Below are 23,040 nucleotides of genomic sequence, written 5' to 3'. Positions count from 1 at the left end.
TATGGCAGATCCTTTTGGTTTCTTAAAATACCCTCGAAAAGAAAATCCGTATCGTCCGGTAGCAGAGCGGATCACTGATTGGCAAGAACTGCAAGAACCATTGCCGGCAAGTGAGCGGCAAGAACAAGCAGCAAGATGTATGAATTGTGGCATTCCTTTTTGTCATACCGGTTCTTTCTATGGCGGGCAACGGACAGTTTCTGGATGCCCCAACGATAATTTGATTCCTGAATGGAATGATCTTGTTTATCAAGGCAGGTTTCAAGCGGCTTTTGAACGGTTAGCGAAAACGAATCCATTACCTGAAATGACCGGACGGGTTTGTCCAGCTCCTTGTGAGAAAGGCTGCACGGAGGCACTAAATGGGAGCGGGGTCACGATTCATGACAATGAGCGTTTCATTATCGACACTGCATTTGAGAATGATTGGGTCCGAGCATCGGGAGAACCGCAAGCAGCAACTGGTTTCAAAATCGCCATCATTGGCAGTGGACCAGCTGGTCTATCCGCTGCTTGGCGCTTGAATCAGTTAGGTCATCAAGTGACGGTTTATGAACGCAGTGATCGTTGCGGGGGGTTGCTGATGTATGGCATCCCTAATATGAAACTAGATAAAACAGTGGTTCAGCGCAGAATCGATTTGATGGCAGAACTAGGCGTGACGTTCCTAACGAATGTCGAAGTCGGCCGCGACATTTCTGCTGAAGAATTAGAAGCTGCTTATGATCGTGTTATTATTTCTACTGGCGCCAGTGTTCCGCGGGATTTAAAGATCCCAGGAAGGTCTTTGACAGGGATTCAGTTTGCTGTTGATTATTTGACAGCAGCAACCAAAGAGGTATTGAACCATGGAAAAGCTGCGAATGAATCCTTGGCAGGCAAACACGTGGTCGTGATCGGCGGCGGAGATACCGGAAATGATTGCTTAGGGACTGCGATGCGCCAAGGGGCTGCTTCTGTTCGTCAGTTGGAAATCACGCCACAGCTTCCACCACAGCGTTTAGCTGAAAATCCATGGCCTGAATACCCAATGACAGCTAAAATCGGGTATGGTCAGGAAGAAGTTGCTGCGGTTCTACAGGAACATACGTATCACAGCATTTCGACAACTGCTTTTGTAGGAGCGGAACGGGGACAGGTGATTGGGATCGAAACAGTCAAAGTAGATGAGAATTTTCAGCCAATCTCTGGTACAGAGCAAGTGATGAAAGCCGATTTAGTTTTGTTGGCAATGGGCTTCTTAGGTCCAGAAACACACTTGTTAGACACCTTCAATGTCCGTGAAATCTATGATGATTATACAACCAATAATGAACGGGTTTTAGTAGCTGGTGATGCAAAAAGAGGTCCTAGCTTAGTGATTTGGGCAATTCGAGAGGGGCGGCTCGCTGCGGAGAAAGTCGATCAATCGCTGAGGGCCTTGATTTATCAACAAATTTAGCAAAAACAACGGGAAAAATGCGACAGATAAGACAAATAAACCGAAGGCTATCTCTGAAAAGCGATGCGCAATCTTGCGCGAAGGACGAATCGTCCAAGAAGCTTAGCAGGTATCCTTCGGTTTTGTTGAATCTTTCGTCACATAGCAGATACTTTGTACTGTGCCCGCGGTCCGCCGATATATTTGGGGCGTGAGCCTAATGCAGTCACATGAGCTGCACCTAACGTTTTGATACTTGGCCGAATAGGGATCTGTACGTGTTTGACATGCATGCCGATGGCAGTATCACCAATATCGATGCCAGCTTTCGCAACGATATGCTCCACTTCAACGGGATCAACAAACAAGCGAAATGCCGCTACAGAACAAGCACCTCCCGCATGAAGTGCAGGGACAACTGCCACTTCTTCTAATTGATAATACTGAGCAGTGCTACGCTCTACAGCTAATGCACGGTTCAAGTGTTCGCATCCTTGAACCGCTAAGCGAATGCCAAGCGGATCCAACACCTCTTTAATGGTCTTAATAATGATGTAGCCTACTTCTTCGCTGGAGTTTTTGCCGATCATCCCGCCAACGACTTCGCTAGTAGAACAGCCTAAAACAAATAAATCATTTTGCGTTAAGTGTGCTGCGTCAATTACTTCAGTTGTGATGGTTACTAAGTCATTTTTAAGTTGATGAAAATCATTCATTGGAATCTTACCTCTCATTCAAAGAAAATTTTTGTGTTCGTTTTAAATAATTGACAAGCGGAAATGCTACCAATATACCAAAAACATTTTGAACGCTATTGCTGAGAATCGAAGCAATGCCTGCTCCAAAGCCAAACATGATGGTCGTTGCTGCGGCATAGCCTAAAATCATCGTCACGCTTCCCAAACAAAGTGCCAGCAGGGGATAGTGACGAAAACGACCAGTAATGTAGCCTTGGCAGCCATGGATCAAAATAGAAAACAATGCCCATTCTGGATAACCGGACAAAAAGTCGATCATTCCGCCGCTCAAGCTGCCGACGATCGCACCTGAAGGACCGCCTAATAAAAGAGCCGTGGTATAGATGCCGGCTTCGCAAAGGGTCACGACACCTTTTGTCTGAGGAACTGGCAGGACAAATAATAAAGAAAGAGCGGTAGTCAGTGCTGTCAGCATAGCTAACCTTGTTAGTTTCTTGGTAGACATGAGGTAACTCCTTTCCTAAAATAAGCAAGTTGATCGACATTTCCTAAAGATTCTGTCAGCTGTAGCCCATTTTCAATGCCGGCAAAAACAAAGTCTTTGGCTTGCTGTACAGCATCTGTCATTGAGCGGTCAGTAGCCAAGAGCGCAGCGATGGCAGCGGATAACGTACAACCGGCGCCGTTCGTTGTCTGTTTGGGTGATTTTGGTGTCTCAAAAAAGAAAAAGTCATCCCCATCATAGAGCAGGTCGCAGGCTTGCTGCCCGTTCAGACGAGCGCCACCTTTGATCAACACAAAAGCAGGCCCAAGTGCTTTGATTTTTTTGGCAGCTATCTTCATTTCTTCCCGAGTAGTAATGGCTTGATTTGCGAAATATTCTGCTTCAACCAAATTGGGAGTAACGATAGTGGCTAAAGAAAATAAGGATTGCAGGGCGTGTTGATACTCTTGATTGGCTTTTGTCTGTCCTTCTTTAAAAGCTAAGACTGGATCTAAGATGATCGGGCAGTCTTGGGTCACTAGGAAATTTTTCACTAATTCGATCGTTTCCAGTGTATGTAATAGGCCGATTTTGATGGCTGCTAAACGGGTGAAAGCTGTAACTGAAGCTAATTGGTCCTTCAGCGTTGCAGGAGGGATATCATAAATGGTGATTTCCTCATTGATGGCTGCGACACAAGTGAGCACCATGTGACCAAAGGTATTGAATTCTTCAAAGGTCTTGATATCTGCAGTGGCACCACCACCTGCTAAGCTGTCTAAGCCAGCAATGGTCAATACTTGTTTCATTGATTCACATCCTTTAGTCTTTCGTTTTATTATAGCGAATGGAGCAAAAATAAAAACAGCCAATTGGCTGTTTTTTTACCCATCCAATTGGCTGCTGCTTATTGATTATTTAGTAAGTTCCGTTCACGATACCATTCATCTGGTTTCCAAATCCATTCAAAGCCATCAGCTGCTAATAGATCATAGGCGGCTTTTGGTCCCATGGTCCCTGCTGAATAATTCGGAAAATCAGGTGTTTCTTTATCCCAAGCATGTCGGATGACATCGACGATGCGCCATGATTGAGCAACTTCGTCCCAATGAGTAAAGTTGGTGCCGTCCCCATTCAAAGCATCTAAGAGCAATTTTTCATAGGCTTCTGGCGTATTTTCTACGATTTCAGTACTATTGCGGTAATCTAGTTTAACAGGAAGGGTGTCGAATCCTTGACCGATTTCTTTGCCATTTAGAGAAAGTGAAAAGCCTTCCGTCGGTTGAATATAAATCGTCAAGACATTAGGTGCTAATTTCTTCTTGCTTTCGCAATCAGTCACATCTTTCTTGAAAACATTCACTGGAACTTGCTTGAAAACGATATTGATACGGGTGCCTTTCTCTGTTAAACGTTTCCCTGTGCGTACATAAAAAGGGACTCCTGACCAGCGGAAGTTGTCGATCAAAAACTTGCCTGCGACAAATGTTTCGGTGGCAGAATCTTCCGCAACATTCATTTCTTCACGATACCCAGCAAACTGCTGATCCTCTAATTGCCCGTGAGCATACTGTCCGCGGACAAAATTGGTTTTGACTTCTTCTTCTGAATAAATGCGAATCGCATTCAATGCTTTGATTTTTTCTGTACGGAGTTCTTTTTCTGAGAAAGCGACTGGTGGTTCCATAGCTAGCAAAGAGAGAATCTGCAAGATGTGGTTTTGGACCATATCCTTTAAGGCACCACTCTTATCATAATAGCCGCCGCGTTCTTCAACGCCGAGATCTTCAGCGATATTGATTTGAACATTGTCGATATAGCGGTTGTTCCATTGCGATTCAAAAATATTATTGGCAAAACGGATTGCAGAAATATTTTGGATCATTTCTTTTCCTAGATAGTGATCGATTCGATAGATCTCTTGCTCACTGAAAACTTGATTGATTTCTTCGTTCAATTGTTTCGCAGAGGCATAGTCACTTCCGAAAGGTTTTTCAATCACCACACGATGGTAGCCTTCGGTTTCAAGCATGCCTTGTGATTTTAAATGTGAGACGATGGTACCAAAGAAGTTTGGAGACATTGCCAGATAAAACAGTTGGTTTCCTTCAAGCTGATACTTCTGATCTAGAGAATCTGCAAGCTCTTTCAATGAGTCATAGTGAGTGGTATCTGTCACATCATGAGACTGATAATAAAAATGTGAAGCGAAAGTCTCAGCTTGTTCTTTTGACTCGATCAAATCTTCGATCGTTCCCATAACAACTTCACGGTAATGGTCATCTGACCAAGGACGACGAGCCGTACCGATTACAGCAAAATCCTCTTTAAGATCGCCTTTTTTATACAAACGGAAGAGGGAAGGGTAAAGTTTGCGTTGTGCAAGGTCACCGGTTCCGCCAAAAATAGTAAAAAGCACCTTTTTTTCCATCGTTTTCACTCCTTACAATTTATCTACAAAAATCGTACTAGCTGCTTTATAACTGACAGCAATTTCTTTATCCGCATTTTTAATGGTGATCGGTCCTTCGTAGGCAGCCGTATCAATGATCTCAAACTCTTCATGAATATTCAGGTCGATGGCTACCAGATAGTCCAACAATTCCCGTTCATCCAACACGCGAGCAATCCGGATCTTTGTCCCGACAGGGTAAGCACTCATCGTCGTTTTTTCTCCTTCGTGGACGGGTTGTCCCTGTTCGGGGATCATTCCGCCGTGAGGACAAAACTTAGGATGTCCTAGATAGGCTTCTAAATGATCAGCCAATGTCCCTGATGTGACATGTTCAAGTACCTCCGCATCATCGTGGACTTCATTCCAAGAATAATTCAAATGCTCCACTAAAAATACTTCCCATAAACGATGTTTACGAATGAGAGCACTTGCCGAAGCTAGTCCGCTTTCGGTCAATTGGACGCCTTGATAAGGAGAGTGTTCCACTAAGCCTTCTTTTAAAAGCTTAGAAATCATCTCGCTTACTGAAGCAGCAGACACATCCAGACCAGAAACGATTTGTTTGTTGTTGATTTTCTTCTGATCACCGCCCAATTCCAAGATGAGCTTCAAATAATCTTCGCGGTTTGGTGTCATGGTATTCATCCTCTCTTATCAAAGACTATCAAACTAAATTCTATCAAAAAAAGCCACAGATTACTACGGAAAAAACCGTGGGAAGAAGGTTTTTTATAAACCGCTTTACTTTATTCGCTTATTCTGACAGTCAGTTTTTTTAAGAAGAAGAAAACTGAGAGAATGATTCATCCTCTCAGTCTTTTTAGTGTGTATTAAGCCCAATCGCCATTTCTGAATACTGGGACTGTTGTGCCATCTTCTTTGATTCCATCGATGGACATTTGGGCAGATCCTACCATAAAGTCAACGTGTGTTTGGCTGCGGTTGAGACCAGCAGCGGCCAATTCTTCTTCGCTCATTTCTGTTCCGCCTTGTAAGCTGAATGCATAAGCCGAACCAAGAGCTAAGTGGTTTGAAGCATTTTCATCAAAAAGGGTGTTGAAGAAAATGATCCCGGATTGTGAGATTGGTGAAGGATCAGGAACAAGAGCCACTTCGCCTAAATGTTTTGCGCCTTCATCAATGGCTAATAATTTTGCTAAAACTTCTTCTCCTTGTTCTGCAGAGAAATCAACCACTTTCCCATCTTTAAAGGTGAACTTCATCCCAGAGATGATCGTTCCCGCATAGCTTAATGGTTTCGTACTTGAGATATAGCCATCGATGCGGCGACTATCAGGAGCGGTAAATACCTCTTCTGTTGGCATGTTTGCCATAAACTTTTCGCCACGGGCATTGAAGCTGCCGGCACCTTCCCATAAATGGTTCTTTGGCAAGCCGATAATAATGTCTGTGCCTGGGGCAGTATAATGCAACGCTGTGAATTGTTCTTCGTTGAGTTCATTAGCTTTTTCTTGCAACGTTTTATCATGATTCTTCCAAGCTGCCACAGGGTCTTCTTCATAGATGCGCGTTGTTTTGAAAATTTGATCCCAAAGCAAGTCTTGCGCTTCTTCTGGTGTTGCATCAGGGAAGACTTTTTGTGCCCAATCTTGACCAGCGGCTGCCACAACCGTCCAGCTCACTTTGTTGGCTTGGGTTGCTTTTCGCAAGTTAATCATGGCTTTCCCCGAGGCGGCTTGATAAGTCGCTACGCGGTCTGAATCTACACCTGCTAATGCATCGGGATTGGCTGAAACCACACTGATACGGCTCGCACCTTTTGCTACCCAATCGTCTGTTTGATCGATTTTGTATTGAGGAATCGTTTCCAAGCGATCGCTGTCGGCGTGGGCAAGAAATTCTTTTTGAACGACATCATCTGTCCATTGAACGATGACTTCTGCTGCCCCTAATGCATAGGCTTTTTTTGTCAAAAGGCGAGCCAAAGGTGCTTGATCAACAGCGATTTGGATGACGATCGTATGGCCTTTTTGAACATTGACGCCAACTTCTGTGATTAGTTGGGCATATTTCTCAAGATTTTGATTAAAATTTGGTAAAACCATTAAAATTCCTCCTAATTTTTCTAACTATAACTTTCTCTATGATAGCACTATTTTTTTTTGAAAACAAATGAAATCGAAGTCAAAAAAACAGATTTTTTCATGCTGAATTGGAAGCAAATAGGGACTAGGACAATCTTAAAAGTTGTTTTGCAATCTTAAAAAAACATGATACAATGAATAAAAGGTTTTTCTGAAAGCGATGTATAGCAGAATTAAGGAGATTAAAAAATTATGGCAAGAAAGAAAACAATTACTAGAGACCAGATTTTAAAAGCTGCCTATGAAGTTGTCGCAACCGAAGGATTCACACGTTTTACCGCACGGAATATTGCAGCGAAAATGAAGTGTTCAACCCAACCGATTTACTTAGAATTCAAAAACATGGATGACCTTAAAAGTGCCTTGATCAATCAAATTTATGATTATCTAGCAACAGAAGTATTTCCCATTGAGAGACGTGGGGACGTGATCGTCGATCTGACTTTGAATTACATTGGTTTTGCGAATAAAGAAAAACGCTTGTATCGCGCGCTTTACCTGGAAGAGTATGGCGGTGGCGATTCCATGCAAAAATTTTCTTTTGATTTATTCGTCAAATCTGTGAAAAAAGATCCGAAATATCAGGATTTAACAGAAGTCGAACTGAAATCATTGCATACGGGTGTATGGATCGTTGCCACTGGATTAGCCGCATTGATGTCTTCGGGAATTCTTCATCCGACGGAAGACCAAATTGCAAAATTGATGACCGAGACCGCAGAAAATATCATTCATCGAGAAACACCGATTGATATTTCATACAAGTCATTCGATCAATAATTAAATCATACGTAAAGAGAAAAAAGCATGTACCCAGCGTGGGATACATGCTTTTTTATGTATGCGCATCAAAGAGATGCAACGATTTTTTTCGCAAAGTCTTCTAAGTTTTGAATGTCTTCTTCTTCGGCAGCCAAATCAACTTTGACGCTTTCTGCTCCTTTGATAGCACCGGTCTTGGCAAAAGCTGCTTCAAAATCATCGACAGATTTGCAAAAATCATCGTAGAACGTGTCACCTGAACCGCAAACACCAAATGTTTTTCCACTCAGGTCTAATTCTTGCAAGTCTTCATAGAAATCAACGATCTCGTCTGGCAGTTCACCATCACCATAGGTATAAGTGGCTACAATGCAAATATCTGCCTCTTCGAATTCATCGGCATCTACTTGCGTACATTCATTGATATCTACCTCAATAGCCAGATTTTCAAGTGCTTCTGCAACGATATCAGCTATTTCTTCGGTGTTGCCTGTCATGCTTGCGTAAACGATTTTAGCTAAAGTCATAAATAAGTCCTCCGATCCTTTAACGGTCAACAGTAAAAACCCTCTCTGATTATAGCAAACCCAGTCAAGAATAACAATTCTTGAAAAAAGTCTTAGGTGAATCAGCAGACTTTGTAAAATTCTTGCTTTCTATGGTAAAATAAGAGGAATTTAAATAAGGGAGACGAGAAAATGATAACATTAAAATCTGCCAGAGAGATTGATCAAATGGCTGAGTCCGGCGCATTACTTGCGGACGTTCATAAACAACTTCGTACGTTTATTAAACCAGGGATCACTAGCTGGGATATCGAAGTATTTGTGAGAAATTATATTGAAAGCCATGGCGGAATCGCTGCACAGATCGGCTTTGACGATTATAAATATGCGACTTGCTGCAGCATCAACAATGAGATTTGTCATGGGTTTCCCCGAAAAAAAGTATTAAAAAATGGTGATCTGATCAAAGTAGATATGTGTATTGATCTAAAAGGCGGAATCTCCGATTCTTGCTGGAGTTATGTCGTAGGTGAATCGACCCCAGAAATCGATCGTTTAATGGAAGTAACGAAAAAAGCGATGTATTTGGGAATCGAACAAGCACAAGTTGGGAATCGAATCGGTGATATTGGTCATGCGATCCAAACGTATGCGGAAGGTGAAGGCTATGGTGTTGTCCGTGATTTTGTCGGTCATGGCATTGGTCCAACGATCCACGAAGCACCAATGATTCCTCATTATGGCGAAGCAGGGAAAGGCCTGCGCTTGAAAGAAGGGATGGTCATCACGATCGAGCCGATGATCAACACAGGAACTTGGAAAATGAAGATGGATCCAAATGGTTGGACAGCGTACACACTTGATGGTGGATTGAGTTGTCAATATGAGCATAGCTTAGCTATCACAAAAGATGGTCCACGGATCTTGACTTCTCAAGGAGAAGAAGGAACCTACTAGAAAAGAATGGACGGATGTCGGAGGAACCCCAAATGAAATGGATCGATAAGGCGAAAAGCAATCAAAAGCTTATGCGATTTATAGAAACGACACAAACGCGGATCACGGAATCTGAAATGGGAACGACCTCAGTTGTCGTAGCCTATTATTTATTACTATCCTTGTTTCCATTGCTGATCGCGATCGGAAACTTGCTGCCTTTTCTTTCAATCGCTCCTAGTAACGTGCTGCCCTATGTCCAAGAATTGATTCCTGGTCAAGTGTATGAATTTATCGGACCGGCCATTGAGAATCTGCTGACTTCTGGTTCCGGCGGCTTGTTGTCTATTTCGGCACTTGCAGCTCTTTGGTCAGCCAGCCAAAGCATCAATGCATTACAAATTGCCATGAACAAAGCGTTTGGTGTCGATCAGCGTTCGAACTTTATTGTTGTTCGTGCGGTCTCTTTTGTCATTATTCTCTTGTTTATGATTGCAATCGTAGGTGTGACGATGGTTATTGGTTTAGGGAAGATCATTTTGGACTTTCTACAACCAATCTTCCATATTCAAGATGATTTGATTGCTACCTTCCAAACTGTCAAATGGCCTTTGACGATCATTGCGTTGCTGTTTATCTTGATGCTAATCTACTGGTTGGTGCCTAATGCCAAAGTAAAACTTCGGTCAACGCTTCCTGGCGCAGTATTTGCTACGGCGGGCTGGATGTTGCTGTCGCAAGTGTTCGGCTTATATGCCCGCTTTTTTGCTGCTAGGATCAGCGGCTATCAAATCATCGGGAGTTTCATTGTGTTGATGATTTGGCTGAATCTGGCAGCAACGATCATTATTTTAGGCGGCATCATCAACGCAGTTGTGGAAGAATATTTATCGGGACAAGAGATCAAAGAACGAAAAGATCCCGTGGAACGTATCTCATCAAAACTTGAAGATACATTTTCCAATAAGGAGAAATAAATGAAAGTGAGAATGAGCGATGGAATTTGCATTTAAATTTATTGTACGTCTTTTCATCACGATGATCATATCTTTGATATTGACGCCCATCATTAAATTGATATCCTTTAAAATTGGTGCAGTCGATCGCCCAGGAGAACGACGAATCAACACCAAAACAATGCCTACAGCAGGAGGACTTAGTATTTTCCTGTCCTTCTCTTTTGCCTTGCTTTGGGAGTTTCGCGAGATGATCCCATTTAACTATGTCTGGCCAATGCTCTTAGGAGCCGCGATCGTTGTAGTGACTGGTTTGCTTGACGATATCTTTGAGCTCTCTCCATTACAAAAGGTCTGTGGGTTAACGCTAGCGGCTTTGGAAATCTATTTTGTGGCGGGGATCAAGATCAGTACTGTGTCGATTCCTTATATCGGTGTATTCGATTTAGGGTGGTTAGGCCTGCCAATGACAATTTTATGGATATTGGCAATCACAAATGCTGTCAATTTGATTGATGGGTTAGATGGACTGGCTAGTGGAGTATCGATCATCAGTTTGATAACGATTGGGATTATCAGTTACTTCTTTTTGCCTGATTCAGTAGCTGTTTCAATGGTGATCTTTACTTTAGTCGCTGCCATCGTGGGATTCTTTCCCTATAACTTTTATCCAGCAACGATTTTTCTGGGTGATACGGGTGCTTTATTCTTAGGGTTTATGATTTCCGTTCTCTCATTGCAAGGGTTGAAGAATGCGACGTTTATTACCGTGATCACGCCTATGCTGATTCTGGGCGTACCAATCACCGATACTGTCTATGCGATGATTCGACGGAAGTTCAACAAACAAAAAATTTCTTCTGCTGATAAAATGCATCTTCATCATCGCTTGCTTTCTTTAGGATTTACTCATCGGGGAGCAGTATTGACAATCTATGCGTTAGCAATGGTATTTTCTTTTATTGCACTGTTGATGAACTATGCCAGTAATACGGCAATTATTCTACTGATCATTAGTACCGCATTTGGGATTGAATTATTTATTGAATTGATTGGTTTGGTGGGAGAGAATCGCCAACCATTGATGTGCGCCTTGAAATTTCTAGGTAATCGGCGCTTTCGTCAGGAAGTTTTGACTAAGAGAACAGGCGACTCACTAGAAACAACCGAGGAGCCAATAAAGGAACCAACAGAATCAAAAACCCCTCAGCGGACCTCGCGCAGAAAACGACGGGCTAGGCATAAAAAATAATCTCGGTCCATCAGTAAAAGAACGATCCTTACATGACATGTTCAGTTGAAGCTGAAAGTCACGTGTGGGTCGTTCTTTTTTTGTATCTATCCCTAAAAGGATTGTTTGCGCAAATCGATTATTTCAACGTTACGATCGACAACGCCAGATTCTGTTTCTAACATAATCGATTGGAAACGCTCATTTAAATTAAGCTTTGGTTCTTGGTCGAAATAATTGGCTGTATAGTCTTTGATATAAATAGGTCCAACCGCAGATGAGAGAGTAATGGTGTAAGGTGCGGGAACCTCTTTGTCTGAGACCAGCAAGAAACGAAAACTTGTATCGAGAGAACAGATCCCTAATTTCGAATAAGGTCCGACACCGTCATCCAGATCCAGCAGTAAAGCACCCTCATTGCTATGATATCCTTCTAGTTTGTTGATGACTGCTTGTGACATTTTTAGTTCCATCATGTGTTCCTCCTTCTTTCTCTTCAATTTCATTCTAAGAGCATTTCCCTCAGAACAAAAGTAATCTGCTTTCAGCTTATTGACGTCTTGAGGCTAAAACGTCTATACTGAATGAGAAGTTATTTCAGTGAAGAAAGAAGGATGGTCAATGCCAAGTGTACAGCAACGAGAAACAGAAAAAATGGGAACAGTTTATGAAGTTGAAAATGATAGCGGTGTCAAACTTGTAACAAGCCCGGAAGGAGCACGCTTACTGGATTGGATCGTGCCGATTGATGGCGGCCGAGACTTAGTTGTTGGGTATGATACGATCGCAGGACACCAGAAAGCGCGTTATTATGGCGCAACGATTGGGCCAGTTGCCGGCAGAATTGCAGGAACCCGATTTACTATCGACGGGAAAGAGTATCAAACAGAAGATAATGATAATGGCAATACATTGCATGGCGGATTTAAGGGATTGGATACCGATACTTGGAAAGCTGAAACATTTGAAACAGAAACCGCAGCTGGCGTAATTTATCGGACAGAACGCAAAGACGGCGATAGTGGATTTCCGGGCAATGTTTCATACACAGTGACTTATACATTGGAAAATGATGATTCATTTACGATTACTTACGATGCCACAACCGATCAGCCTACACTATATAATCCCACGAATCATGGCTATTTCAATTTGACCGGTGACACTAGAAATCCAATCGATGATCACATGGTTCAAATCAATGCAGAATATGTGGCTGAAACGAATCCTGATGTCACAACAACAGGAAAAAAACAACCTGTTGCTGATACGAAGTTTGACTTTCGTGTAGCGCGAAAAATGGGCACAACATTACTTGATGATCCATTCTTATTGGATCATACTCAGGACTGGGACTTGAAAGTGACGAGCCCTGATGAAAAAGTTTCCATCACAGTTACAACGGATCGACCGGCTGTAGTCATCTATACCACACGAGATGGCGAAGAAGGAGCACCAATGAAAACCGGACCTTTTGCAAACCATGGCGGAATGGCTATTGAGACCCAAGGCGTTCCTGGAACAGAAAAATATCCTCAGTTTGGGGAGATCCTCTTACGTCCAGAAAAACCTTTCCATTCTGTGACTCGTTATCGTGTTTTTTATTAATCATAGATAATATATGACCTCTGTCAGTTGATCTCAAACACTGCAGAGGTTTTTTTTGACAATTTTCGATTACGGATGTAAACTTAAATCGTGAACAAGCAAGGAGGAAAAAATATGCAATCATCAAGTGCTCCTATAAAAATCAGTGATTCCGAATGGGAGATCATGCGAGTGATTTGGACATTAGGAAAATCCGATGCCCAAGAAGTCACGGCACTTCTTAGCGAATCCAAAGACTGGAAAACAGCAACCGTTAAAACATTACTAGGCCGTCTAGTGAAAAAAGGCGTATTGCGGACAGAAACCCAAGGAAAAAAATTTGTTTATTATCCTTTGGTTTCCGAGGATGCTACGATTCAAAGTGCCACAGAGAGTTTATTCTCTCATATCTGTGCAAAAAAAATCGGCCAAACATTGGCAGAAATGATTCGTGAATCGGAACTAACGAATGAAGATCTAACAATGTTGGAAGAGGCACTGGCGCAAAAAGAACCGGTAGCCGCTATTGCTTGCAACTGTATACCGGGACAATGTCAATGTACAATGAATGAAGGAGAATAAATCATGAAAAAAATCTATCACATTGAAGGAATGAGCTGCGACCACTGTGTTGCTCGGGTAGAAAAAGCATTGTCTGAAGTGCCAGGTGTCAAAAAAGCAAAGGTAAATTTAAAGAAAGCCAATGCCAAAGTCAAATATGACGAACAACTTGTTACAGATGAAGACATCATCGCTAAAGTAACGGAGGTGGGGTACACAGCCACGGTTGAATAAGTCTCTCGCTGCTGTTCTTGAAAGATATGGAATGAAAAAAGTTCATTTAATTGTTTGCGGAAAGACGGTAGGCAACTTCTGTCACCCCCCAACGCGTTCCAGCAGGGCGCAAAACTTTCCAGCAAAAAGGAGGAGTTTGAGATGAGCCATAACGAAATGGACGGAGGACATTCGGAAATGGATCACAGTAAGATGGATCACAGTAAGATGGATCACAGTAAGATGGATCACAGTAAGATGGATCACAGTAAGATGGATCACAGTAAGATGGATCATAGTAAGATGGATCATAGCCACATGGATCATAGTATGCATATGGGGAATTTCAAACAAAAGTTTTGGCTTTCCTTGGTTTTAGCAATCCCGATTATTCTTTTATCCCCTATGATGGGGCTTGAATTGCCTTTTCAGTTCACTTTTCCAGGGTCTGACTGGCTAGTGATGATTTTAGCCACGATTTTGTTCTTCTATGGCGGTCAGCCTTTCTTGAGCGGAGCGAAGATGGAACTGCAGCAAAAGAGTCCAGCAATGATGACGTTGATTGCTATGGGGATCACAGTCTCTTATGTCTATAGTATTTACGCGTTTATCGCGAATCATTTCATGCATGGCGCACATGTCATGGACTTCTTTTGGGAACTGGCTTCATTGATCGTGATCATGCTTTTAGGACATTGGATCGAGATGAACGCTGTGTCCAATGCAGGGAATGCATTGCAAAAATTAGCTGAATTATTGCCTGATGAAGTAACTCGCAAAAAGGCAGATGGTTCTGAAGAAAAGATACCACTGGACACAGTGAAGAAAAATGATCGTTTGATCGTACGAGCGGGTGACAAAATCCCTACAGACGGTATCATCAAAGAAGGGGCAACCACGATTGATGAATCCGCAGTTACGGGTGAGTCCCGTAGAGTAGCGAAAGAGTCCGGTTCGAAGGTAATCGGGGGTTCCGTAAATGGAAATGGAACGATTACTATTGAAGTAACAGGAACCGGTGATGAGAGCTATCTTTCAAAAGTAATGGAAATGGTTCGTCAAGCGCAGGCGGATAAATCAAAATTGGAAGCTTTGTCAGATAAAGTGGCAAAATGGTTGTTCTATATTGCATTGGTCGTCGGAATTACCGCATTTGTAATTTGGGTGTTCGCAGCGGATTTGCCAACAGCGCTGGATCGAATGGTAACTGTTTTTGTCATTGCCTGTCCTCATGCACTTGGATTAGCCATTCCGTTGGTTGTCGCACGTTCGACATCAATTGCTGCTAAAAACGGCTTATTGTTAAAAAATCGTAATGCACTGGAAAATGCCCATGATCTAGACTATTTGTTACTTGATAAAACCGGTACTTTAACACAAGGAACTTTCTCGGTCACAGGAATTGAAAGCTTTGGTGACTATACAGCAGATGAACTACTAGCCTATCTAGCAGGGCTGGAACAATCGGCCAATCATCCTATTGCTGATGGCATCTTAGCGCAAGCAAAAAAGGAAAATGTTCAGCCGAAGGAAGCGACTGGAATCCAAGCGCATTCTGGTATCGGGATCGAAGGGATGATTGCTGGGGAGAAATGGCAGATCGTCAATCAAAAAGGGATCGAAAAGTATCAGACAACCATTGATCCGGACCAATTGAATAAATATCAAGAACAAGGGAACACCATTAGCTACTTGGTGAAAGGCAATCAAGTCGAAGGGCTCGTAGCTTTGGGAGACAAAATCAAACCAGAGGCGGTAAAATTCATCGAAACATTGAAGAAACAGGGGATTACACCAGTGATGTTAACTGGAGACAATCAAGCAGCTGCTAAGGCAGTGGCAACTTATCTAGGCATCGATGAGTATTTTGCTGAATTATTGCCAGAAGATAAAGAACGAATCGTTGCTGATTATCTGAATAAGAAACAACGGGTAGCGATGGTTGGTGATGGTATCAATGATGCACCAAGCTTGGCTCGGGCAACGATCGGTATTGCTATCGGCGCTGGAACAGATGTCGCGATTGATTCCGCAGATGTTGTTTTGACCAATAGTAACCCTAATGATATTCTGCATTTTCTTGAGCTGGCTCATAAAACTAGACGAAAAATGATTCAAAACCTTTGGTGGGGAGCAGGGTACAATATTGTGACGATTCCCTTAGCTGCAGGAATCCTAGCACCAATTGGTATCATTTTAAATCCCGCTGTCGGCGCCGTTTTGATGTCACTAAGCACAATCGTAGTAGCAATCAATGCTATGACACTCAAAATTGATGAGTGACAAAAAACCGAATCGTTTGTTTCCATTGATTCTCTTGTAAGCAGGAGAACGACCGAAACAAACTGATTCGGTTTTTTAGTCAGTTGAGAATCGAAGATTCTTTGGTAATTTAACGGCAAAGCCGTCGAAATAAACCTACAATCGACCAGTGACTTTATGCTATAATGTGTTCGTTGAGACAAGGAGGACGTTGAGAATGGAACTGAAGAAGTTAGAGGTTCCCACTACTTCGATCACTGAAGTAAAAAAATCTCCGATGGATGTATTTAATCAAGCGAGAGAAGCGGGAACAGCAGTATATGTATTCAATCGTGAAAAAGTGGCGGGGGTCATGCTGACACAAGAGCAATATGAAACACTCTTACAGGAACTGGATCAACGGCCATTAGCGGAAGAAGAGCCGGATCAACCAGCTGTGGCGGGATTGGAAGAATTCTTACAGATTATGCGGCAAGCATTGATCACAGGGGCAACGATTTCTGCAAAAAATTTGGACGAACGAATGGTCGCATTAGGCTTTATTACCCGCAAAACAGGCTTTGGCGGTGTAGTTGACATGATCAATGAATTAAAAGAAACCGGAAAGATTGTCTATCAATTGCGCAAAAAGCCCGATGGAAAATCTGTCAGTGCCGAAGTCATCGGCGAGCAAGACAATCAAACGCAGCTTTTTGATAAATTGATCATCAAAAAAATATTCCTTAAAGAAAACTAACAGTTATGCTGCAGCATAACTGTTTTTTTGCGTAAGTGTAATAGTGTGAGTTTAGTCGATACCGATAGAAATAATGGCTGAGACAAAAGGTGTGAAAAAGATACTCCTGATTAGGATCAAAAAGTACCATCAGATAACAGCTAAGTCTCAGCCTTTTTCAGCGACCCACTAAGCAACCGTCAACCAATAGGTTTTACCATCTTTGGTTCGCTGCATGAATCCGTATTCGATCAAATAGCGGCGAACAGTGACGTAGTCAGCAATAAACTGTTTCAAAATATCATTGACGGCACTTTCGGAATAATTTTTCTGAGAATCAAATTTTTGAGCCAAAACACTCAATACCACGATTTTGCGTTTTTCCTTACTTGGGAATTGATGAATCACCCCATCTTGATCGAAGTAAGTCGCAATGATTTTTTCTCTTTCTTCGCTGGTGATTGCATAACGATCATCCAACATGGTTGCTCCTGTATGGGGAAGAACAAAATCTTGTTCCTCTAAATGTGCCATAATACTTAAAAAGACTTTCGCTTGCCGTTCTTTTTCTTTTAATTTAAAGCGGTGATTTCGTACTGTCGAATTAGAGATACCTAGACGTTGCGCGATGACGGCATCGCTGAGTCCTTGCGCAAATAATGATAAGATCTCTTGTTGGCTTTCTGACAAACCTGTCTGCTCGCGACTTAATGACAGCAATGCATTCAGTAAACCACCATGGACCTCATTTAGATGTAATAAGATGCATTTTTTGGCGGTATAAAAGCGATCAGAGGTTGGATAAATCTGTCCTTTTTCATAATTAACATCGCAGAATAGGCATTGATAATGTGTTTTTGTGGAACGATACCCATGTTCATAGTCAGACAAAGAGGTGGCGGGAATAGTTTTCACTTTAATCATCTCCTTTTGTTTGTTTATATACTAACATTTATAAATATCGTTTGCAAATATATAAACAGATGGATTTTTTATTTTTTGTTTTAGCGAAAGTATTAAATTACGGATCAAAATGTGATAGGATTAACAGCAATAACAAAAGGTAACTTTGTGTGGATAGGAGTGATACGATGACAGATGTCAGTCAACGTTTTAACAAAGAAGTCTATCAAATTGCTGTTTCTTTGATTCGAAAATTTGATGAGCGGGTATCTGGTATACCAGATATTTTGAAATTAACATTAGGCGAACCGGATTTCAATACACCGGATCATGTCAAAAATGCTGGTGTTCAAGCAATTGAGCAAAATTACAGCCATTACTCAGGAATGGCCGGGTTAACGGATGTTCGAGAAGCCGCAAGCCTTTTTTTAAAAGAAAAATATCAATTGAGTTATGATCCGTTATCAGAAGTATTAGTGACTATCGGTGCAACTGAAGCAATCTCTGCTTCTTTATTAGCAATTCTGGAACCAGGAGATAAAGTCCTTTTGCCAGCACCTATTTATCCCGGATATGAGCCCGTGATTCAACTAGCTCACGCTACCCCCATTTATTTAGATACCACAGCGAACGATTTTGTATTGTCACCGGAGATGTTGGAAGGGGCTTTGATTGAGCATGGGGATCAGGTCAAGGCGGTTATCTTAAATTATCCTAGTAATCCAACCGGCGTGGTTTATTCTCGTGAAGAAGTTCAAGCACTTGCGGAAGTTCTGAAAAAATATCCTGTGTTTGTCGTTAGTGATGAAATTTATAGTGAACTTTCTTACGACGCACCTCATGTATCGATCGCAGAATATTTACCGGAACAGACCATTTTGATCAATGGGTTATCAAAATCACATGCAATGACTGGCTGGCGGATTGGTTTTATCTTTGCTCCCGTTGCCTTAACTGCCCAAATTATCAAAGTTCATCAATATTTAGTAACGGCAGCCTCAACGATTTCACAAAAAGCAGCTGTAAGAGCGTTAGTTGAAGGAATCAATGATGCTGCAGTTATGAAAGCCGAGTACCGTCAGCGACGTGATTTTCTCTATGAAAAAATGACAGCATTAGGTTTTGAAATCGCCAAGCCGTCAGGAGCTTTCTATTTATTTGCAAAAATCCCAACCGGTTATGAACAAGATTCGATGGCATTCTGTGTTGATTTAGCAGAAAAAAATCAATTAGCAATCATACCAGGGATTGCATTCGGACCCGAAGCCGAAGGATATGTACGCCTAAGCTACGCAGCCAGCCAAGAGAACCTGCAAGAAGCCATGAAGCGACTAAGTAATTATATGAAGAAACAACCAAATCAATAAACACATCAGAGCGTCCCAATGGGACGCTCTTTTGCTGCGAATCACTGCGATTGACACTCGAAGAGTGGCAGAGCAGATGATGAGCAGTACTAGGCGATCAAAGAGAGCGTAGTCACATTCAAATGAATCACTGCGATTGACACTCGAAGAGTGGCAGAGTAGATGATGAGCAGTACTAGGCGATCAAAGAGAGCGTAGTCACATTCAAATGAATCACTGCGATTGACACTCGAAGAGTGGCAGAGCAAATGATGAGCAGTACTAGGCGATCAAAGAGAGCGTAGTCACATTCAAATGAATCACTGCGATTGACACTCGAAGAGTGGCATGTAAGTTCGTCTTAGCGCAAACACGCTAGAAGCCAGTGCAAAGCAAAGTAAGTGTAGCCCCAATATGGAGTCATAAAGAACAACACACAGCGGCACTTGTACCTTTTGCTTTTTAAGAAGGAACCAGGCAAGCTCTTTTCACTTCAATGAAAAGAGAGGAACAATGACGAGCGATACATTTTAATGTTTACAAAAGATTTACATGGGTTTATCTATTCTTTACTTTAAATCAATCATGGGTTTACAAGGGGTTGCTAAACTAAGCATATAACGAAAGGAGATTTAACAAATGAAAAAACTGGGATTCTTAATTTTAGCAACAGGACTATTACTAGCTGGCTGTGGAAATAGCGGATTAAATGCTGCTGATAGCGGTCAAGCATCAAATGAATCAAGTGCTTCAGGAGCAGCGTCTGGAAATGTAGAAATTTTGGCTGTTGGATCAACTGCACTACAACCATTAGTTCAAGCTGCACAAGAAAGTTTCACCTCTGAAAATCCAAACTATATGATTACTGTTCAAGGCGGCGGTAGCGGCACAGGACTGAGCCAAGTAGAAGCTGGTGCTGTAACAATCGGTAATTCTGATGTTTTTGCTGAAGAAAAAGACGGAGTAGATGCTAGCAAATTGGTAGACCATAAAGTCGCCGTAGTTGGAATGGCTCCTGTAGTGAATAAAGAAGTTGGTGTTAAAGATATCAGCAAACAGGACTTGATTGATATCTTCACTGGTAAAACCAAAAATTGGTCTGAACTTGGTGGAAAAGACCAAGAGATCGCAGTGATCAACCGTGCATCTGGTAGTGGTACACGGGCAACATTTGAAAAATGGGGACTTGACGGGGCCGAAACAATTCAAACCCAAGAACAAGACTCTTCTGGAACGGTTCGCAAAATCGTTGCAGAAACACCAGGAGCAATCAGCTATCTTGCTCTATCTTATCTGGATGATTCTTTACAAGCATTAACGATTGATGGTGTTGAAGCAACTCCAGAAAATATTGCTACAAATGACTGGAAAATTTGGTCTTACGAGCATATGTATACAAATGGCGAACCAGATGCAAACATCAAAACATTTCTTGATTACATGTTGAGTGACGATATTCAACAAGGTGTCGTGAAAGAATTAGGATACTTACCAATCACAGAAATGAAAGTTGAACGTAGTGTTGAAGGGGAAGTTACGAATATAAACTAAGAAACTATAGTTATCAATGAATAGTCAGAGACGAAAAGGGCAAATAAATGCCCTTTTTTTCTGTATTTTTATGCTTTTTTCCTATAAAATGAAAAGGAGTAAAATTGAAAGGGGAAAAAAATGTCAAAACAGACAAAATACTTTGTATATATTTGTGCACTTTTGCCGCTACTGTTTTTAGGAAATACAGGAACTGTTTTAGCTATAGAAATTGAAAGCAGCAGTCAAACACTTACTACAGAAACAATGAATGAAACAAGTGCCTCTAACACCTCAACGACGGATAGCACAAGTACCGTGTCGTCAGATGCAGAGGGAGCTTCGAATACCAGTAGTTCAGAAAAGAGTAGTCAAGAAAGTACAAAAGAAGAAACACAAGCTTCAGATGAATCACAGCAAGAAACACAAGAAGAACCCGAAAAAATTTATGATGTTCAAGGTGGACTTGATCCGTCGAGCAGAAATCGTTCCGATTTGAAAGAACAGGTGGGCATTCAGCGGCGTTCTCTGCGTTCAGCAGACGTCGCGTTTATTGAAGCCGGAGACCCATCGACTCCTAGTCAGGATTTTATTGATGTCTCTTCTCACAATGGCATCATTAGCGTGGAACAATACAAGATTATCAAAAGTTATGGTATTTCTTCCGTGGTTGTGAAATTGACAGAAGCTACTTCTTATCGCAATCCATTAGCAGCATCTCAAATTGCGAATGCTCAAGCGGCAGGACTGGTAGTACATGCTTATCATTACAGTTGGTTCACGACAGAAGCGCAAGCTAAAGCAGAAGCCGAGTATTTTGTCAAATATGCCAAAGAATTGAAGCTGCCAACCTCAGCTTTGATGGTTAATGATATCGAGGACAATCAAATAATGGGAAAAGCAGATCATACTGCACTTTCTAAAGTATTTGCCAATCGTATCAAAGAATTAGGCTATAGTAATACCCATCATTACACTGGGGTACTTTGGGTCACTCAAAAAGCGATCGATCCTGCTGCACTTGGCTATAGTAATGTCTGGATCGCGAATTATCCGTATGTTCCTGCAGGACAAAAATTCACGGAATATAGTGCATGGCAGTGGACCTATAATCTTTCTTTCCCAGGAGTCAGTGGGACCTTCGATATGTCTTCTGACTATCAGAAATACTTTACTGGTCAGGGGCAAGGAGGAGCAATACCAGACAACCGCTACGCTACGATTACGAAAGATAACTACATGATTTGGCAGAATTTTTCTTGGAAGAAAAAAGCAGATTCAAAAGATTATTTGGGTCAAACGTTACAAATAAAATATCGTTACGAGCATATCAATGGTAGTACGTATTTTTCTGTGTACGATAATCAAGGTACTTGGATAGGTTATATTAATGCTGGTGGAACTAAGACAACTGATGGCGCACAAGGAAGTTGGCAGTCAAAAGAAACGTATGTAAAGTTTCGTTCGACCGGAACGGTTTATCGCAATTTTAATTTCGATTCCACAGCAATAGTATCAGAAGAAATGTTGAGGAATCTTTACAAGGTAACAGGCACCTATCGTCATTTTAATGGTGTCGTATATGATTCAGTATATGATCTCAATGGTAAATGGATCGGTTATATCGATTCTGCAAAGCTTAGTGTGGAGAATCAAGGTCCAGCTATTAGCGACGAACGCTATACAACAGTCACTAGTGCAAATTACTCGATTTGGCAAAATTTTTCTTGGAAAATGCGTGCGTCAAGTAGTTCTTATTTGCACCAGACGCTAAAAATTAAATATCGTTATGAGCATTTGAACGGCAGCGTTTATTTTTCATTATATGACAATCAAGACAATTGGGTGGGTTATATTAATGCAAATGCCACGAAAGTTGCCGACAATGCAGCGGGTGCTGTGTTATTCAGTGGACAATACGGAACGGTTACTAGTAAAAATTATTCAATATGGCAAAATTTTTCTTGGAAAGAAAAAAATAAAAGTGCTAACGTTTATGGACAGACATTGCAAGTGAAACGCTATTATAATCATTTTAATGGCAGTACCTATTATTCTTTATATGATAATCGAGGTACTTGGCAAGGATATATTAATAGTGGTGGAATGAAGATGGCGGATAATGCAGCTGGGAGTGCACAAAGCTATCATAAGAAAATAAAGTTCACACAAAATTTTCCTTTGTGGCAAAACTTTAACTGGAAAAAGAAAAGTACCGTTACAGATGCAATGAAACAAGAGACGTATGAAGCAAGATATGTATATCGTCATTTTAACGGAAGCAATTACTTATCAATTTATGACAACAAAGGTATTTGGCAAGGTTATATTAATGAATCGGCCACTCGCCAAGTAAACTAAAAAATTCAG

General features: G+C 41.6%; 22 protein-coding genes. 13 read left to right on the top strand and 9 right to left on the bottom strand.

All coding sequences use genetic code 11. The features are described 5' to 3' along the window. Position 1 precedes the first annotated feature (1 nt). Positions 2–1,441, top strand: a complete 1,440-nt coding sequence (locus tag DVW06_RS04245; protein ID WP_029487176.1) for a glutamate synthase subunit beta — start codon at positions 2–4, stop codon at positions 1,439–1,441. A gap of 137 nt (positions 1,442–1,578) precedes the next feature. Here the strand turns inward: DVW06_RS04245 and DVW06_RS04240 are convergent, their stop codons facing one another. The 6 genes from DVW06_RS04240 to DVW06_RS04215 form a co-directional block, all read right to left on the bottom strand. Further along, on the bottom strand, positions 1,579–2,136 hold the full coding sequence (locus DVW06_RS04240; RefSeq protein WP_003127651.1) for a TIGR01440 family protein: 558 nt from the start codon (positions 2,134–2,136) through the stop codon (positions 1,579–1,581). Positions 2,137–2,143: 7 nt separating this feature from the next. Then, complete coding sequence (locus tag DVW06_RS04235) at positions 2,144–2,623, bottom strand: ECF transporter S component (protein WP_003127652.1); 480 nt, start codon at positions 2,621–2,623, stop codon at positions 2,144–2,146. Further along, entirely contained in the window at positions 2,605–3,411 is an 807-nt protein-coding gene (thiD, locus tag DVW06_RS04230; RefSeq protein WP_005471903.1) for a bifunctional hydroxymethylpyrimidine kinase/phosphomethylpyrimidine kinase, read from the bottom strand. The genes DVW06_RS04235 and thiD overlap by 19 nt, the downstream gene beginning before the upstream one ends. Before the next feature lie 98 nt (positions 3,412–3,509). After that, positions 3,510–5,033: a glucose-6-phosphate dehydrogenase gene (zwf, locus tag DVW06_RS04225; protein ID WP_003127654.1), complete on the bottom strand. Its 1,524-nt coding sequence runs from the start codon at positions 5,031–5,033 to the stop codon at positions 3,510–3,512. 12 nt (positions 5,034–5,045) lie between these two features. Next, positions 5,046–5,693 (bottom strand): metal-dependent transcriptional regulator, encoded by a 648-nt coding sequence (locus DVW06_RS04220; RefSeq protein ID WP_005471905.1) that lies wholly within the window; start codon positions 5,691–5,693, stop codon positions 5,046–5,048. A gap of 194 nt (positions 5,694–5,887) precedes the next feature. After that, positions 5,888–7,123, bottom strand: coding sequence for an aminopeptidase (locus DVW06_RS04215; protein ID WP_003127656.1), 1,236 nt, complete (start codon positions 7,121–7,123; stop codon positions 5,888–5,890). Between the two features lie 231 nt (positions 7,124–7,354). Between DVW06_RS04215 and DVW06_RS04210 the strand changes: the two genes are divergently transcribed. Next, positions 7,355–7,942: a TetR/AcrR family transcriptional regulator gene (locus DVW06_RS04210; protein ID WP_003127658.1), complete on the top strand. Its 588-nt coding sequence runs from the start codon at positions 7,355–7,357 to the stop codon at positions 7,940–7,942. Positions 7,943–8,010: 68 nt separating this feature from the next. Here the strand turns inward: DVW06_RS04210 and DVW06_RS04205 are convergent, their stop codons facing one another. Further along, positions 8,011–8,451, bottom strand: coding sequence for a flavodoxin (locus tag DVW06_RS04205; protein WP_003127659.1), 441 nt, complete (start codon positions 8,449–8,451; stop codon positions 8,011–8,013). Between the two features lie 171 nt (positions 8,452–8,622). On the opposite strand from DVW06_RS04205, the gene map reads away from it, so the two are divergent. Genes map through DVW06_RS04190 form a run of 3 tightly spaced genes read left to right on the top strand, consistent with a single transcriptional unit; the run spans position 8,623 to position 11,574 of the window. Beyond that, entirely contained in the window at positions 8,623–9,387 is a 765-nt protein-coding gene (gene map / locus DVW06_RS04200; RefSeq protein WP_113850096.1) for a type I methionyl aminopeptidase, read from the top strand. A 32-nt stretch (positions 9,388–9,419) separates the two neighbouring features. Continuing rightward, positions 9,420–10,343 (top strand): YihY/virulence factor BrkB family protein, encoded by a 924-nt coding sequence (locus DVW06_RS04195; protein ID WP_003127661.1) that lies wholly within the window; start codon positions 9,420–9,422, stop codon positions 10,341–10,343. Between the two features lie 19 nt (positions 10,344–10,362). Beyond that, complete coding sequence (locus DVW06_RS04190; RefSeq protein WP_003127662.1) at positions 10,363–11,574, top strand: glycosyltransferase family 4 protein; 1,212 nt, start codon at positions 10,363–10,365, stop codon at positions 11,572–11,574. 92 nt (positions 11,575–11,666) lie between these two features. Here the strand turns inward: DVW06_RS04190 and DVW06_RS04185 are convergent, their stop codons facing one another. Then, a complete protein-coding gene (locus DVW06_RS04185) occupies positions 11,667–12,026 on the bottom strand; it encodes an iron-sulfur cluster biosynthesis family protein (RefSeq protein WP_021149466.1) in 360 nt (119 codons plus the stop codon). A gap of 148 nt (positions 12,027–12,174) precedes the next feature. On the opposite strand from DVW06_RS04185, the gene DVW06_RS04180 reads away from it, so the two are divergent. From DVW06_RS04180 to DVW06_RS04160, 5 genes are all read left to right on the top strand, one after another. After that, positions 12,175–13,161, top strand: coding sequence for an aldose epimerase family protein (locus DVW06_RS04180; protein WP_005471910.1), 987 nt, complete (start codon positions 12,175–12,177; stop codon positions 13,159–13,161). Between the two features lie 114 nt (positions 13,162–13,275). After that, positions 13,276–13,722, top strand: coding sequence for a CopY/TcrY family copper transport repressor (locus DVW06_RS04175; protein ID WP_003127665.1), 447 nt, complete (start codon positions 13,276–13,278; stop codon positions 13,720–13,722). A gap of 3 nt (positions 13,723–13,725) precedes the next feature. Continuing rightward, positions 13,726–13,935, top strand: coding sequence for a copper chaperone CopZ (gene copZ, locus DVW06_RS04170; protein ID WP_003127666.1), 210 nt, complete (start codon positions 13,726–13,728; stop codon positions 13,933–13,935). Between the two features lie 141 nt (positions 13,936–14,076). Next, a complete protein-coding gene (locus DVW06_RS04165) occupies positions 14,077–16,197 on the top strand; it encodes a heavy metal translocating P-type ATPase (RefSeq protein ID WP_137264444.1) in 2,121 nt (706 codons plus the stop codon). 196 nt (positions 16,198–16,393) lie between these two features. Further along, entirely contained in the window at positions 16,394–16,912 is a 519-nt protein-coding gene (locus tag DVW06_RS04160; RefSeq protein WP_005471914.1) for a prevent-host-death protein, read from the top strand. Positions 16,913–17,080: 168 nt separating this feature from the next. On the opposite strand, the gene DVW06_RS04155 is transcribed toward DVW06_RS04160, so the two are convergent. Continuing rightward, on the bottom strand, positions 17,081–17,815 hold the full coding sequence (locus DVW06_RS04155; RefSeq protein WP_040013708.1) for a DUF2087 domain-containing protein: 735 nt from the start codon (positions 17,813–17,815) through the stop codon (positions 17,081–17,083). Positions 17,816–17,982: 167 nt separating this feature from the next. Here DVW06_RS04155 and DVW06_RS04150 point away from each other — a divergent pair, with 167 nt between their 5' ends. From DVW06_RS04150 to DVW06_RS04140, 3 genes are all read left to right on the top strand, one after another. Continuing rightward, a complete protein-coding gene (locus DVW06_RS04150) occupies positions 17,983–19,161 on the top strand; it encodes a pyridoxal phosphate-dependent aminotransferase (RefSeq protein ID WP_005471919.1) in 1,179 nt (392 codons plus the stop codon). 618 nt (positions 19,162–19,779) lie between these two features. Further along, entirely contained in the window at positions 19,780–20,691 is a 912-nt protein-coding gene (locus DVW06_RS04145; protein ID WP_137264443.1) for a phosphate ABC transporter substrate-binding protein PstS family protein, read from the top strand. A gap of 120 nt (positions 20,692–20,811) precedes the next feature. Continuing rightward, positions 20,812–23,031 (top strand): GH25 family lysozyme, encoded by a 2,220-nt coding sequence (locus DVW06_RS04140; protein ID WP_137264442.1) that lies wholly within the window; start codon positions 20,812–20,814, stop codon positions 23,029–23,031. The last annotated feature ends 9 nt before the right edge of the window (positions 23,032–23,040 follow it).

Source organism: Enterococcus sp. ARL09-542 (assembly GCF_005234805.1).
Classification (GTDB): Bacteria; Bacillota; Bacilli; order Lactobacillales; family Enterococcaceae; genus Enterococcus_D; species Enterococcus_D gallinarum.
The sequence above is the reverse complement of the archived record's forward strand: the minus strand, read 5'-3'. Positions and strand labels throughout refer to the sequence as shown.

What these genes read in the sequence shown, in the direction of transcription:
- DVW06_RS04245 (WP_029487176.1), top strand. Translation starts at nt 2, where the DNA reads ATGGCAGATCCTTTTGGTTTCTTAAAATACCCTCGAAAAGAAAATCCG.
- DVW06_RS04240 (WP_003127651.1), bottom strand. Translation starts at nt 2,136, where the DNA reads ATGAATGATTTTCATCAACTTAAAAATGACTTAGTAACCATCACAACT.
- DVW06_RS04235 (WP_003127652.1), bottom strand. Translation starts at nt 2,623, where the DNA reads ATGTCTACCAAGAAACTAACAAGGTTAGCTATGCTGACAGCACTGACT.
- thiD (WP_005471903.1), bottom strand. Translation starts at nt 3,411, where the DNA reads ATGAAACAAGTATTGACCATTGCTGGCTTAGACAGCTTAGCAGGTGGT.
- zwf (WP_003127654.1), bottom strand. Translation starts at nt 5,033, where the DNA reads ATGGAAAAAAAGGTGCTTTTTACTATTTTTGGCGGAACCGGTGACCTT.
- DVW06_RS04220 (WP_005471905.1), bottom strand. Translation starts at nt 5,693, where the DNA reads ATGACACCAAACCGCGAAGATTATTTGAAGCTCATCTTGGAATTGGGC.
- DVW06_RS04215 (WP_003127656.1), bottom strand. Translation starts at nt 7,123, where the DNA reads ATGGTTTTACCAAATTTTAATCAAAATCTTGAGAAATATGCCCAACTA.
- DVW06_RS04210 (WP_003127658.1), top strand. Translation starts at nt 7,355, where the DNA reads ATGGCAAGAAAGAAAACAATTACTAGAGACCAGATTTTAAAAGCTGCC.
- DVW06_RS04205 (WP_003127659.1), bottom strand. Translation starts at nt 8,451, where the DNA reads ATGACTTTAGCTAAAATCGTTTACGCAAGCATGACAGGCAACACCGAA.
- map (WP_113850096.1), top strand. Translation starts at nt 8,623, where the DNA reads ATGATAACATTAAAATCTGCCAGAGAGATTGATCAAATGGCTGAGTCC.
- DVW06_RS04195 (WP_003127661.1), top strand. Translation starts at nt 9,420, where the DNA reads ATGAAATGGATCGATAAGGCGAAAAGCAATCAAAAGCTTATGCGATTT.
- DVW06_RS04190 (WP_003127662.1), top strand. Translation starts at nt 10,363, where the DNA reads ATGGAATTTGCATTTAAATTTATTGTACGTCTTTTCATCACGATGATC.
- DVW06_RS04185 (WP_021149466.1), bottom strand. Translation starts at nt 12,026, where the DNA reads ATGGAACTAAAAATGTCACAAGCAGTCATCAACAAACTAGAAGGATAT.
- DVW06_RS04180 (WP_005471910.1), top strand. Translation starts at nt 12,175, where the DNA reads ATGCCAAGTGTACAGCAACGAGAAACAGAAAAAATGGGAACAGTTTAT.
- DVW06_RS04175 (WP_003127665.1), top strand. Translation starts at nt 13,276, where the DNA reads ATGCAATCATCAAGTGCTCCTATAAAAATCAGTGATTCCGAATGGGAG.
- copZ (WP_003127666.1), top strand. Translation starts at nt 13,726, where the DNA reads ATGAAAAAAATCTATCACATTGAAGGAATGAGCTGCGACCACTGTGTT.
- DVW06_RS04165 (WP_137264444.1), top strand. Translation starts at nt 14,077, where the DNA reads ATGAGCCATAACGAAATGGACGGAGGACATTCGGAAATGGATCACAGT.
- DVW06_RS04160 (WP_005471914.1), top strand. Translation starts at nt 16,394, where the DNA reads ATGGAACTGAAGAAGTTAGAGGTTCCCACTACTTCGATCACTGAAGTA.
- DVW06_RS04155 (WP_040013708.1), bottom strand. Translation starts at nt 17,815, where the DNA reads ATGATTAAAGTGAAAACTATTCCCGCCACCTCTTTGTCTGACTATGAA.
- DVW06_RS04150 (WP_005471919.1), top strand. Translation starts at nt 17,983, where the DNA reads ATGACAGATGTCAGTCAACGTTTTAACAAAGAAGTCTATCAAATTGCT.
- DVW06_RS04145 (WP_137264443.1), top strand. Translation starts at nt 19,780, where the DNA reads ATGAAAAAACTGGGATTCTTAATTTTAGCAACAGGACTATTACTAGCT.
- DVW06_RS04140 (WP_137264442.1), top strand. Translation starts at nt 20,812, where the DNA reads ATGTCAAAACAGACAAAATACTTTGTATATATTTGTGCACTTTTGCCG.